General features: G+C 64.1%; 12 protein-coding genes. 6 read left to right on the forward strand and 6 right to left on the reverse strand.

Annotated features, from left to right (window positions below; all coding sequences use genetic code 11):
- The first annotated feature begins 95 nt into the window (after positions 1-95).
- Entirely contained in the window at positions 96-947 is an 852-nt protein-coding gene (locus DQ230_RS11550) for a translation initiation factor 3 (RefSeq protein ID WP_113912786.1), read from the forward strand.
- 59 nt (positions 948-1,006) lie between these two features.
- Here the strand turns inward: DQ230_RS11550 and DQ230_RS11555 are convergent, their stop codons facing one another.
- Positions 1,007-1,906 carry a mechanosensitive ion channel family protein gene (locus tag DQ230_RS11555; protein ID WP_113912787.1) on the reverse strand — a complete coding sequence of 300 codons (900 nt, stop codon included), beginning with the start codon at positions 1,904-1,906 and terminating at the stop codon, positions 1,007-1,009.
- Between the two features lie 335 nt (positions 1,907-2,241).
- On the reverse strand, positions 2,242-2,712 hold the full coding sequence (gene rnk, locus DQ230_RS11560) for a nucleoside diphosphate kinase regulator (RefSeq protein ID WP_113912788.1): 471 nt from the start codon (positions 2,710-2,712) through the stop codon (positions 2,242-2,244).
- Between the two features lie 647 nt (positions 2,713-3,359).
- On the opposite strand from rnk, the gene DQ230_RS11565 reads away from it, so the two are divergent.
- The 3 genes from DQ230_RS11565 to DQ230_RS11575 all read left to right on the forward strand — a co-directional run bounded on the left by DQ230_RS11565 (position 3,360) and on the right by DQ230_RS11575 (position 4,873).
- Positions 3,360-3,647: a DUF1127 domain-containing protein gene (locus DQ230_RS11565; protein ID WP_162497431.1), complete on the forward strand. Its 288-nt coding sequence runs from the start codon at positions 3,360-3,362 to the stop codon at positions 3,645-3,647.
- A gap of 70 nt (positions 3,648-3,717) precedes the next feature.
- The gene (locus tag DQ230_RS11570) at positions 3,718-3,930 is read left to right on the forward strand and encodes a hypothetical protein (RefSeq protein WP_113912790.1); all 213 of its coding nucleotides are present in this window, start codon (positions 3,718-3,720) and stop codon (positions 3,928-3,930) included.
- Between the two features lie 61 nt (positions 3,931-3,991).
- Positions 3,992-4,873: a universal stress protein gene (locus DQ230_RS11575; protein ID WP_113912791.1), complete on the forward strand. Its 882-nt coding sequence runs from the start codon at positions 3,992-3,994 to the stop codon at positions 4,871-4,873.
- On the opposite strand, the gene mgtE is transcribed toward DQ230_RS11575, so the two are convergent.
- The 3 genes from mgtE to DQ230_RS11590 all read right to left on the reverse strand — a co-directional run bounded on the left by mgtE (position 4,868) and on the right by DQ230_RS11590 (position 9,253).
- A complete protein-coding gene (mgtE, locus tag DQ230_RS11580; protein ID WP_113912831.1) occupies positions 4,868-6,211 on the reverse strand; it encodes a magnesium transporter in 1,344 nt (447 codons plus the stop codon). The genes DQ230_RS11575 and mgtE overlap by 6 nt on opposite strands.
- A 159-nt stretch (positions 6,212-6,370) precedes the next feature.
- Complete coding sequence (katG, locus tag DQ230_RS11585; RefSeq protein WP_113912792.1) at positions 6,371-8,557, reverse strand: catalase/peroxidase HPI; 2,187 nt, start codon at positions 8,555-8,557, stop codon at positions 6,371-6,373.
- Positions 8,558-8,701: 144 nt separating this feature from the next.
- The gene (locus tag DQ230_RS11590) at positions 8,702-9,253 is read right to left on the reverse strand and encodes a peroxiredoxin (RefSeq protein WP_113912793.1); all 552 of its coding nucleotides are present in this window, start codon (positions 9,251-9,253) and stop codon (positions 8,702-8,704) included.
- Between the two features lie 322 nt (positions 9,254-9,575).
- On the opposite strand from DQ230_RS11590, the gene lipA reads away from it, so the two are divergent.
- Together lipA and DQ230_RS11600 are read left to right on the forward strand one after the other, a co-directional pair.
- Entirely contained in the window at positions 9,576-10,529 is a 954-nt protein-coding gene (lipA, locus tag DQ230_RS11595) for a lipoyl synthase (protein WP_113912832.1), read from the forward strand.
- Between the two features lie 154 nt (positions 10,530-10,683).
- The gene (locus tag DQ230_RS11600) at positions 10,684-11,004 is read left to right on the forward strand and encodes a DMT family transporter (protein ID WP_113912794.1); all 321 of its coding nucleotides are present in this window, start codon (positions 10,684-10,686) and stop codon (positions 11,002-11,004) included.
- A gap of 13 nt (positions 11,005-11,017) precedes the next feature.
- On the opposite strand, the gene DQ230_RS11605 is transcribed toward DQ230_RS11600, so the two are convergent.
- Positions 11,018-11,926, reverse strand: a complete 909-nt coding sequence (locus DQ230_RS11605; protein ID WP_113912795.1) for an FAD:protein FMN transferase — start codon at positions 11,924-11,926, stop codon at positions 11,018-11,020.
- Positions 11,927-11,928: the final 2 nt, after the last annotated feature.

Here is an 11,928-nt window from a genome sequence, read left to right on the forward strand (position 1 = left end):
CCTTGCGGGTGCGGCGGGCATGACATCAAATGGAACGCGGGACGGCTCTGGTACGTTTTAGGGCGCCGCACGCATGGAATATTAGGGATCACAAAATGAAAAATCTGCTTTGGATTGCACTCGCTGCTATCGTATTGATTGGCGGGTATGTTCTGGTCACCGGCAAGACGCCGGCCGACATTATCGAGACGACCGAGGATGCCATCACGGCGCCCGACCCGGTTGACGAAACGGCCAGCGACGCCGCTGACACCGCCGAAACAACCACCGAGGACGTCGGCGCCGCTGCCGAGGAAGCCGCCGAAGAGCTGGGCGCGGCAGCCGATGAGGCGGCGGCAGAGGCAGACGCGGCTGCCGCTGAGACGGGCGATGCGATTGAAACAGCGTCGGACGAGGTCATCGAAAGTGCCGGTGACGCGATGAACGCGGTTGAAGGGGCGGCAGAAGATGCAGGCGCTGCCGTGGGCGATGCGGCCGAGAACGCCGCCGAGGGTGCGGCTGCCGCGGTTGACGCCATGGCCCAGGAGGGCAGCGATGCAATGCAGGTTGTCGACGATGCGGCGCAAGATGCAGCATCAGAGGCCGCCGATGCGGCAGAGGACGCGCAGGCAGCGACCGGCCAGGCCGCTGATGATGCAGCCCAAAGCGTGGAGGACACAGCGACGGATGCAGCGCCCGAGGCCGATGTTGAAACTGGCGCAACAGCGGACACTGCGCCTGCAACCTCGACTGATGCAGCTGTCGATGCCGAAGCTGATGCGACAGGGGCCGCTGGTCCGCTGACGGTGCAGAACTTTGATATGCAGGCTGCTGCCGACATGATCGACAATTCCGACATCGCCGACATGCAGAAGACCCTGCTGAAAGCGACGCTCAAGCAGGCCGAGGATAACCCCGATCTGCTGAAAGCGGCGATTGAGCAGGCCCGCTCGGCGCTGGGAATGTAAGCGCTTGGACTAGATACGCGCCTACCGGGCCCCGGCAGCATTGTGCGCCGGGGCCTTTTTCATGCGTCGTCCAGGGTGGCGGCGCGGACCAGTTCGACCCGGCTGCGCGGGGCAACGGGGCCAAGCTTGCGCAATGCCTCGTCCAGCAGGCTATACACCTCGTCGCGGCAATCCACGTCGCGGTCGAACCGGGTCAGCCAGTAGCGCAAGGCGTAGCCAATGCCGCCCTCTTCGTACGAGGTCACGCGAATGTCGGGCGGCGGATCCTGCTGGATCAGCTTGGCCTCTGCGATGGCGGCAAGCATCGTCTTGCGGGCGACATCAATCGGGATGGAATGATCCAGCACGATGGTGACCTGCGCGCGATATTGCGCCCTTGGGGCGGAATAGTTGGTGATGCGCTGGCGCGCGATCTGGCTGTTGGGCAGGATCAGATAGGTGGAATCGCGGGTCAGAACGCGGGTGGTGCGCCAGCCGATTTCGATCACCTTGCCACGGGCCAGCCCGTCGATATCGATCCAGTCGCCGATGCGAAACGGCCCCTCGACCCCCAGCGCGATCCCCGACAGCGTGTCGGCCACCACGTTGCGGATCGCAAAGCCCAGCATCGCCAGCACCAGACCCGACCCCGCCAGCGCGCCGACCGCGCCCTGACCCATGAACAGCGCCACAGATGCGGCGAATGCCAGCAGGAACAGGACCGCGGCGATCATGTCCTTGAGCAGGCGGGGATATGGGCGGCGCCGGGTGGCTGCCTGATCCAGCGCCGTTGCCAGCAGGCGACTGGCCAGCCACGCAAGCGAGAAATAGACGGCGGTGGTGACTGCCATTGTCACCGCTTCGCCGTCGCCTACGATATGGGACAGGTCATACTGAAGCAGGCCAAACGCCATTCCCAGACTGAAGATAACCGTCAGGGCAGGCCAAAGCAGCCGCCGCGCACTGCGCCTGAAGCTCATCGCGCGTACCTGCGCGGCAAACTGGCCGTGCGGCGCGCAGGGGGGCGGCCTGCGATGCAAGGGCACCGGCCCCTATGGGCGCGGGGGATGGGACGGTCGCACCTGTCGCAGGTGGCATCAGCCGCGCCCGCGCTGCGCTGTATCGGGGCCCGGCAAAACGGGCATCGCATGGACGCCGCATGTGGCAAACTCTGATTGCAGGTGGCACAGATGGATCTGGCGGGACGCGGGGACATCGGAAAGGCTCTGACTAAAGAAAGGGCGGGCGAAAAAGGCAGGATCGCTGCCCCGCAAATGATGGCGGAGCAGAGATGTTGAGGTCAAGGACCGATGCGTTACGCCGTGTCCGATGCGCCCGCGATACTGGCCGGGATGGGGGCGACATCGGGCTGCGTGACGCTGATGACGGTCAGCATCCGGCGCTGGTCGTCGCGCGTGTCCCAATAGAACGCGGCGCCTTCGGCCAGGCCCAGCAGCGACACGCCAATCGGCGTCATCAGCGAAACCATGTTGCGCGAAATATCGGCGTTTTCAGGGTAGACCAAGGTCACGGTTTTCTCCTGACCGGTCGTCTCGTCGCGGTAGACGACGCTGCTGCCGATTGACACGACATCCGACGGCATCTTGCTGGCCTTTACGATGCGCGCGCGGCCCAGCTCGTCCAGCAGACGGTCAGCCAGCACAGGATTGCGCTGATAGGCGCCTTCTGCCAGCGCCTCGATATGGGTCAACTCGTCTTCGTTGATGACCAGCTTGGGCGCGCGCAGGCGCGGCTTGCGGGCGGTTTCCGTCGTCTGGGCTGTCATGGTCTGGCTCCTGTCAGAGGCGGTGGCAATAAGGCGCGATGTGATCGTATCAGGGTCGTCTGGCGGACCGGGCTGGATGCGTTTCAAAAACATGCGGACGTATTTCCGCAGCATCCTGGCCCAAGGTAATGGGTGTTCACTTAAAAGATTGTAAATTCTGGAGTTCTAGCAAAGCCCGGGAGGCGCGCAGATGCGCGTACGCCTATGCCGCCCGGGGCGGCAGGCGGTTCAGCAGGGGATACCCGAGATGATCTGCATACAGTGTCATGCCTTTAAATTATGCACGCGATGGCGTTCTGTCAATCGGCAGGTGGAATTGGCGCGTGACTGTGCCCCTTTTGGCGCTTTTGTGCCTATATTTCAGCCCGCGCGCCGCCAAGGATTGCAACCCGGCAGCCCAAGGCCCATCTGAGGTGCATGACACACCCTATCGCGCATAAGAGGTTCCTGCCGGGCGCAGGAATTTTGCTGAACCGCTTCTAGGCCCCGGGCGGGGCGGGCGATTTTGCCCGATCCTGCGCTGGGGTTTCCGCCGGTCCTGAACGGACCGGACAGACGGCCATTCCATGACCGGACACCACACCCGTAACGGCAGGGGCATCCGCCTTCGCCGCCCAGTTTCGATTTTTGTTTTGACGGAGCATGACATGCATTCTGATATCTCCTCCCGCTCGCCTCTTTTTCCTGCTGCATCCGGCATGGCGCCGCGCAGCAATCCTTTGACCCGCCTGCTGAGCGCTGCAATGCGCACTTGGCAGCGCCGCAAGATGATCGCCACGTTTGATGCCATGGACGACTGGATGCTCAATGATATTGGGCTGCGCCGCGAAGATATCGTGCGCACGGTCTATGGCTTTGACGAAATGCGCATGACGGGCCGGACCCCTGACCGGGCCATGACGCGCGCAGACATCAGAACCGGCCGGGCGGCCTGACCGCAGCCGGTGGTTTACCTGTGCCGGGGCGCCATGCTCCGGCAGCCCACGTTAGAGAGGAGCCTACGCCATGATGATCTCGGACGCCGATTTCGAAGAGCTGTTTTTCGAGGACTCCACCCTGAACCCGGCCAAGGCTGTGGCCCTTGATCCGGGATTGGAGGATGATGCACCGCAGCCGCGCCATGACCCATTGCAGGACGCGGCGAAGTTGGCGATGATGTCCCCCTTTGGGGCTATGGCCGCGATGATGCAGGTCTTTGGCGCGCAGCCACAGACCTGACCCGCGGCGCGTGTTGCAGCGCAGGGCCCCAAGCGGCGGTTGGGCAGCAAAGGGCAGGGCGATGACGATCAAGACGATACTTGCCGCGGTGGACCGGTTTCCGGTCAGCGATGACGTTCTGGCGCGCGCCCACGCCCTTGCCCGCGCGCATGACGCGCTGCTGCATGTGGTCCACGTGGTCGAAATGACCGCCGAGCCGGACGAGCTGGAGCAGCCGGATACAGTGATCGGGCAGGCCGCGCTGGCCGCGCGCGACAGGATCGGCGCGGCACTGGCGCGGCTTGGACCGCCGCATCCCTGCACCGAGGTCACCATCCTCGCCGGATCGCCCGCCTTGGCACTGATTGATCTGTGCCGCGCGGCTGCGCCCGATCTGGTCGTCATGCGCGCGCATCAGCGCGACGGTCTGTGCGAGGCGATTTTGGGATCTGTCAGCGACCGGATGGTTGCGGCTGCCGTGGCGCCCGTTCTGGTCGTGCGCCGCGCTGGCGGCGATCCCTATGCGCAGGCGCTGGTTGCCACGAATGGCGAGGATGGCGCGGGCCAGGCGCTGGCGTTCACCGCGCAGTTGCTGCCGGGTGCGGACATACGCGCCGTGCAGGCGGTCCAGATCACCCCCCAGTTGAAAGAGGCGATGCTGCGTTCGGGCACCGACCGCGCCGCGCTGGAGGCGCATCGCGCCGGGCTGATACGCGCGGCGCGGTCGCATCTGGCCGAACTGGCCGCCGGGGCGCCCCGGCGCATCAAGGTATCGGTGCTGCGGGGCGATCCGGCCACCGCGCTGGCCCGTGCAACGCGCATTGCGTCGGTTGACCTGATTGCCGTCGGACCGGGCCGGGCCGGGCTGATCCGGCGCGCCTTTACCGGTAGCGTTACGCGGCGCCTGCTGCGGGATGCGGCCTGCGATGTGCTGGTTTGCTACCCCGCCGCCGAAGCGTCATAACTGCAAGACTAGCGTTGCGATTGTGAAATAGACGATCACGCCGACGCCGTCCGATATCGTTGTCACCAGCGGGCCGCTGGCGGTGGCCGGGTCCAGCTTGAGCCGGCTCAGCAAAAACGGCAGGGACATGCCCACCAGCGATCCGACCATCACCACCAGAAACATCGTCAGTCCGACGACAATGGCGATATCCGGCCCGCCGCGCCACGCGCCCAAGGGCAGCACCACCAGCGCCATTGTCCCGCCCAATGCGGCGGCTATCGCGACCTCGCGCACGATCAGCTTGCCCCAATCCCTCAGCGCGACATCGCCGGTTGCCAAGGCGCGCACCATCAGCGTGGCCGATTGCGATCCGGCGTTGCCGCTGCTGTCGATCAGCAGGGGCAGGAAGAATACCAGCGACACGTAGGCCAGAATGGTTTCCTCGAAATAGGCGATGCCGGCGCCGGAAAACAGGTTGCCCACCACCAGCAGCGCCAGCCAGACGATGCGCCGGGAATACAGCACGCCGATCCCCGCCTCGCGCATGTTCTGCGTAAACGGCAAAACGGTCGAGATGCGCTGAAAATCTTCGGTCATTTCCGCCTTCATCGCGTCAGCGGCGTCGTCATGGGTGATGATACCGACCAGCACGCCATTTGCATCAATCACCGGCAGCGCCAACAGGTCGTAGCGTTCGATCATGCGCGCGACGTCCTCCTGGTCGGTGTCCGGCGCGGCAAAGATCAAGGCCCGGTCCATGAACGTCGCAATCAGGGCATCCTTGTCGGCCAATATCAGATCGTTCAGCCGGACCGACCCGATCAGGTGGCCGGCCTCGTCCAGCACGTAAGAACGATAGATCGTCTCGCTTTGCGGGGCGGCGCGGCGCAGCGCGTCAATCGCCTGCTGCGCGGTCATTTGCGGTGCCAGAGTGGCAAAATCCGAAGTCATCATTGCGCCCGCCGACCCTTCGGCATAGGCGGCAAGGCGGCTGATGTCGTCGCGGTCTTCTGCGCCAAGCCCCTGCATCAGGCGGCTCTGCTGGTCCGGCTCCATGTGATTGAACAGGTCCGCCCGGTCGTCGCCGCGCATCAGGCTGATGATACCGGCAAGCTCGGCTTGCGGCACCGCGCCGGCCAGATCGCTTTGGGCATCCAGCGACATGTTCGCAAACACGGTCGCGCGCCGTTCGGGCGCCAGTGCGGCCAGATGATCCCATGCTTCAGACTGCGGCAGTTGTTCCAGCCACGCGGCCAGATCGACGGCATGTGCGGTGTCCATGAAGGCCGCGATAACCTCGCCGGGCGCGCCTGCGCCGGGCCAGTCCCGGTTTGATGCTGTGTCGATGCTGTTCATGGTGCTGACCTTTCGGGGCGATGCGGCGCTGCGCATGACGCTTAACGATGTGCGCATCGCTTTGCCAGACGGTCACTGCCACAGGGGCGCGATATTGCCCGCAAACGGCAAAGGGCGGGCCTTGGCTGGCCCGCCCATCGCGTTGGTTGTTGTGCCGGATCACTTCAGATCAAAGCGGTCCGCCTCCATCACCTTGGTCCATGCGCGGGCAAAGTCGCGGACGAAACGCGGTCCGGCATCATCCTGCGCATAGACTTCGGCCACGCTGCGCAGTTGCGAGTTGGAGCCGAACACCAGATCGGCGCGCGTGCCGGTCCAGCGCCGCTCGCCCGTCTTGCGGTCGGTCGCCTCGAACGTGTCCTGCCCCTCGTCGGTGGATTTCCATTCGATATCCATGCCCAGGAGGTTGACGAAGAAATCATTGGTCAACTGGCCCGGACGATCCGTCAGAACGCCGTGCTGGCTGCCGCCATGGTTGGCATCCAGCGCCCGCAGGCCGCCGACCAGAACCGTCATTTCCGGTGCCGACAGGCCCAGAAGCTGCGCGCGGTCGATCATCAGCTGCTCGGCGCGCACTGAAAACTTCTGTTGTTGATAGTTGCGGAAACCATCCACGACAGGCTCCAGCACGGCAAAGCTGTCCTCATCCGTCTGCTCGGGCAGCGCATCGGTGCGGCCCGGATGAAAGGGCATGTCGACAGAATGACCAGCGGCCTCGGCGGCCTGTTCGATCGCGGCAACGCCGCCCAGAACGATCAGATCGGCGATGGACACCTTCTTGCTGCCCGACTTGGCGTCGAAATCGGCCTTGATCGCCTCGTACTTGTCCAGAACCGCCGCCAGACGCGCGGGATCGTTCCCCTCCCAGTCCTTTTGCGGGGCGAGGCGGATGCGCGCGCCATTGGCGCCGCCGCGATTGTCCGAGCCGCGGAACGTCGAGGCCGAGGCCCAGGCGACGAACACCAGATCGCGGGCCGGCACGCCGCTGTTCAAAATCTGCGCCTTGAGTGCCGCGATGTCGCCTGCGTCGATCAACTCGTAATCTGCGTCAGGGATCGGATCCTGCCAGATCAGGTCTTCGGCCGGCACATCCTTGCCCAGATAGCGCGTTTTCGGACCCATATCGCGGTGGGTCAGTTTGAACCACGCGCGCGCGAATGCCTCGGCAAAGGCGTCTGGGTCCTTGTGGAATTTGCGCGCAATCGGCTCGTAAATGTCATCGACGCGCAGCGCCAGATCGGCGGTGGTCATCATCGGCGGATGCATCTTGTCGGGGTCATGGGCATCGACGACCATCTGTTCGGGCTTCGGGTCGCGCGGGGTCCATTGCTTGGCGCCTGCGGGGCTGGTGGTCAGATCCCATTCGTTGCCGAACAGCACGTCGAAATAGCCCATGTCCCATGTCGTCGGGCGCGGCTTCCACGCGCCTTCGATCCCCGAGGTCAGGGCGTGGATGCCAAGCCCCGTCTCGTGGCTGTTCTTCCAGCCAAGGCCCATCTGCTCCAGCCCGCCGGCCTCCGGCTCGGGGCCCATATAGATCGGATCGTTGGCGCCGTGGCATTTGCCGAAAGTGTGACCGCCCGCGATCAGCGCGACGGTTTCCTCGTCATTGACGCCCATGCGGGTGAATGTCTCGCGGATGTCATGGCCGGACCCGGCGGGATCGGGGTTGCCGTCCGGCCCCTCGGGGTTGACGTAGATCAGACCCATCTGGACAGCGGCCAGCGGGTTGTCCAGCTCGCGCTCGCCCGAATAGCGGCTGTTTTCAGCCTTGGAATCGGCCAGCCACTCGGCCTCCGCGCCCCAATGCACGTCCTCCTCGGGCGCATAGATATCGGTGCGCCCGCCACCAAAGCCAAAGATCGGTCCGCCCATCGATTCGATGGCGACATTGCCCGCCAGAATCAGCAGATCGGCCCAGCTGAGGCTGTCACCGTATTTCTTCTTGACCGGCCATAGCAGGCGGCGCGCCTTGTCCAGATTGCCGTTGTCGGGCCAGCTGTTCAGCGGCGCGAACCGCTGGTTGCCGGTATTGGCGCCGCCGCGCCCGTCGGCGGTGCGGTAGGTGCCCGCGCTATGCCATGCCATGCGGATGAAAAGCGGGCCGTAATGGCCGTAATCGGCGGGCCACCAATCCTGACTGTCGGTCATCAGTGCGTGCAGATCCGCCTTGACCGCGTCCAGATCCAGCGCCTTGAACGCCTCGGCATAGTTGAAATCGGGCTCCATCGGGCTGGGGCTGCGGCCATGCTGGTGCAGCACGCCGACATTCAGCGCGTCAGGCCACCAGTCGCGATTGGTGCGCTTGGTCTTGTTGGAAACAGGGCATTTCAGGTTGCCGTCCATTATCTTCTCCCGCTGGTGATGTTATTTTCCATCAGGGAACATTAGGCGGCGTTTAGAATCAATCAAGCTTTCGCAACACCTGCATGGCAAAAGGCCCGCCGGAGCGAGGGGCGGGCCTGTGCCGCGATACCTGACGGCAGGGTCTTATTCGGCGGCGGAGCGGGCCGCCTCGCCGCGCAACCAGCTGAGCAGGTTTTCGGGGCTGGATTCGCCGTAGGGATCTTCGCCGTGGTTGTCGCAGCGGCCCGGCTCTTCAAACCATGCCTCGATGACACCGTCATTGATGATCGCGGCATAGCGCCAGCTGCGCTTGCCAAAGCCAAGGTTATCCTTGGCGACCAGCATGCCGATCTTGTCGGTGAATTCGCCCGATCCGTCGGGGATGACCTTGACGTTCTCAAGGTTCTGGCTCTGCGCCCATTTGTTCATGACAAAGCTGTCATTGACGGACAGGCAATAGATGTCATCGATTCCCAGCTCGCGAAACGCCGCTGCGTTTTTTTCGAATCCGGGCAGCTGGTAGGTGGAGCATGTGGGCGTGAATGCGCCGGGCAGCGAGAACAGAATCACGCGCTTGCCGGCAAAGTAATCGCCGGTTGTCCGGTCTACCCAGCAATAGGGGTTATCGCCGCCGATGCTGTCATCGCGAACGCGGGTACGGAAGGTTACGTCAGGAAGGCGGAGGCCGGTTTTCATGTTTGACCCTCTTTAGTTGGATGTCATTCTTAATGGTTCCGTGATGACTTAGAATGACTCCAGACTGTTCGCAACCACCCCGATGCTGCTTTGCGGCATCTTGCCGCTTTTTACGCGGCGATGTGTCGCCAGGTGCGGCGCATCAGCGCGCAAGCGGGCGCGATATGTCTCGAAGGGGCGTGGTTGATATAAGGGTGCGGGGGGGCACTCATCAAAAAAAACAGTGCCGCGCCCAAGGGTGCGGCACTGCGTTACTGGCAACTTCCCCCGCAAGTCCTTATACACATATTTGAGTTACCAAACCATTCGCGGGGAAAAATTCGTGCGTGATCTGAAAATTCCGGCGCAGCGCCATCCCGAAAAGGCACGGCGCCCCGATAATGCCCAGCCCAAGAAACCCAGCTGGATCCGGGTCAAGGCGCCGGGCGGCGAAGGCTATGCCGAAACCGCCCGCATCATGCGCGACAACAAGCTGACCACCGTCTGCGAGGAGGCGGGCTGCCCGAATGTGGGCGAATGTTGGTCCCAGGGCCACGCCACCATGATGATCATGGGCGAGGTGTGCACGCGCGCCTGCACGTTCTGCAACATCGCCACCGGCAAGCCGCCCGAGGATCTGGACGCGTTCGAGCCGGGCCGCGTGGCGGAGGCGGTCAAGAAGCTGGGCCTGAACCACGTCGTCATCACATCCGTGGACCGCGACGATATCGCGGATGGCGGCGCTGAACATTTTGCGCAGACGATCCGCGCGATCCGGCACCGCAGCCCCGGCACCACGATCGAGATTTTGACGCCCGATTTCCTGCATTGCGATCCATCGGTGTTGCAGGTTGTCGTCGATGCCAAACCGGACGTCTTCAACCACAATCTGGAAACCGTGCCGGGCCTCTATCCATCCGTGCGCCCCGGCGCGCGCTATTTCCACAGCCTGCGCCTGCTTCAGCGGGTCAAGGAGATGGACCCGACGATTTTCACCAAATCCGGCATCATGGTGGGCCTCGGCGAAGAGCGGCAGGCAGTGCATCAGGTGATGGACGACATGCGCGCCGCCGACATCGATTTTCTGACCATCGGCCAGTATCTGCAACCCACGCCCAAGCATCACGTGCTGGACCGGTTCGTGACGCCCGAAGAATTTGCCGCCTACGAAAAGGCCGCGTTCGGCAAGGGGTTCCTGATGGTGTCGGCCACGCCGCTCACGCGGTCGTCGTACCATGCGGGCGATGATTTTGCCCGCCTGCGCGCCGCCCGTCTGGCGCGGCTTGCCACGGCCTAGGCTGGCCGCCGCATAGTCTTGCTGCGCGGCGCTTGCGCGGGGCCGGCATCAATCAGGTATTGAGACCGGCGCCGCGTTCGCCTAACCATCGTCTTTTACAGGCAGAATTCCTCGTCTCAGGCTGGGGGTTTGAACCAGTTGGGCAGGGTGCGGCATGGCGTGGGCAATTCTTTTCATCGCAGGTTTGCTTGAGGTCGTCTGGGCCTTGCTGATGAAGCAATCGCTGGGATTTACCCGGCTGTGGCCCAGCGTGGGGACCATCGTTTTCATGTTTGGCAGTTTCGGCCTTTTGTCGATTGCCATGCGGTCGCTGCCACTGGGGACGTCCTACACGATATGGACGGGCATTGGCGCGGTGGGCGCATTCACCATCGGCATCGCCGTTCTGGGCGAGCAGTTATCGGCCATGCGCCTGATCGCGGCGGCGATGATCGTCGGCGGAATCGTCCTGATGACGCTATCGTCTGACGCGTGACGCCGCGCTGATCTCAGGCGGGTGTGATCGCCTCCAGTACCGCGCCGGCAAAGGACGCAAGGCAGGCATTGATTTCAGCCTTTGACGGGAACAGGCACGCCGCGGTCGACAGCGCGTCCGCCAGCGCGGCAGAGCGGGCCGATATGGTGATTTCACGCCAGTTTGACCGGGCAGGCAGGCCGCTGACCGGGTCCAGAATATGCCCCACCTGCGCGCCCTCGTCAAAGGTGGTTCCCAGCGGCGCCGAGGTGGCCAGCGCCCGCGCGGTCAGCGCAACGGCGCCGCCTGCGGCCAGTTTGACCGGCCACGCGCCCCCACCGGGATGCCCGCCAAGCGCGCGGAATTCGCCGGTGTCGATCAGGATATTTGTCAGCCCCTCATCGGCCAAGAGCGACGCGACGCGATCGGCGATATAGCCCTGCGCGATCCCGTTCAGCGTCAGCGCCATGCCGGGGGCCATCGAAATCTGCGACGGATCAAGGCTGATCTGGTCCCAGCCAACCAGCGCGCGGGCAGCCTTCAGGCGTGCCTCGCCCGGCATCTGCCCCAGCGCGGACGCCTCGGCATAGCTGGCCCAGAGCGGTTGAATCGTCGGGTCGAACCGGCCCGCCGTTGCGCTGTGAACAGCGCCCGCCAGTGACAGACATTCCAGCAGCTCAAACGGCGGTGCCTGCAACCGGCCCGCGCGGTTCAGCTGCGACAGCGCGCTTTCGGGGCGGTAGAGGCTGAACACATCCTCCAGCCGCGAGATTTCGGCAGCGACCCGCGCGCTGATTGCCTCGGCGTCCGGATGGGCCAGCCGTACCGTGGCATGGGTTCCCAGCGCGGTGCCTTGCCAGATGTGGACGGGCTGTGCGGAAATGGCGCCGGGCAGGGCGATGGCGGCGGCGCTGATGGCCAGAAAACGGCGGCGGGTTGTCATGG

Source organism: Roseovarius dicentrarchi, from assembly GCF_003316635.1.
GTDB lineage: Bacteria > Pseudomonadota > Alphaproteobacteria > Rhodobacterales > Rhodobacteraceae > Roseovarius > Roseovarius dicentrarchi.

Excerpts from the sequence above, each read along its gene's own strand:
- DQ230_RS11550 (WP_113912786.1), top strand. The coding sequence starts at position 96 with ATGAAAAATCTGCTTTGGATTGCACTCGCTGCTATCGTATTGATTGGC.
- DQ230_RS11570 (WP_113912790.1), top strand. The coding sequence starts at position 3,718 with ATGATGATCTCGGACGCCGATTTCGAAGAGCTGTTTTTCGAGGACTCC.
- DQ230_RS11605 (WP_113912795.1), bottom strand. The coding sequence starts at position 11,926 with ATGACAACCCGCCGCCGTTTTCTGGCCATCAGCGCCGCCGCCATCGCC.
- DQ230_RS11590 (WP_113912793.1), bottom strand. The coding sequence starts at position 9,253 with ATGAAAACCGGCCTCCGCCTTCCTGACGTAACCTTCCGTACCCGCGTT.
- DQ230_RS11600 (WP_113912794.1), top strand. The coding sequence starts at position 10,684 with ATGGCGTGGGCAATTCTTTTCATCGCAGGTTTGCTTGAGGTCGTCTGG.
- DQ230_RS11575 (WP_113912791.1), top strand. The coding sequence starts at position 3,992 with ATGACGATCAAGACGATACTTGCCGCGGTGGACCGGTTTCCGGTCAGC.
- DQ230_RS11555 (WP_113912787.1), bottom strand. The coding sequence starts at position 1,906 with ATGAGCTTCAGGCGCAGTGCGCGGCGGCTGCTTTGGCCTGCCCTGACG.
- rnk (WP_113912788.1), bottom strand. The coding sequence starts at position 2,712 with ATGACAGCCCAGACGACGGAAACCGCCCGCAAGCCGCGCCTGCGCGCG.
- mgtE (WP_113912831.1), bottom strand. The coding sequence starts at position 6,211 with ATGAACAGCATCGACACAGCATCAAACCGGGACTGGCCCGGCGCAGGC.
- DQ230_RS11565 (WP_162497431.1), top strand. The coding sequence starts at position 3,360 with ATGCATTCTGATATCTCCTCCCGCTCGCCTCTTTTTCCTGCTGCATCC.
- katG (WP_113912792.1), bottom strand. The coding sequence starts at position 8,557 with ATGGACGGCAACCTGAAATGCCCTGTTTCCAACAAGACCAAGCGCACC.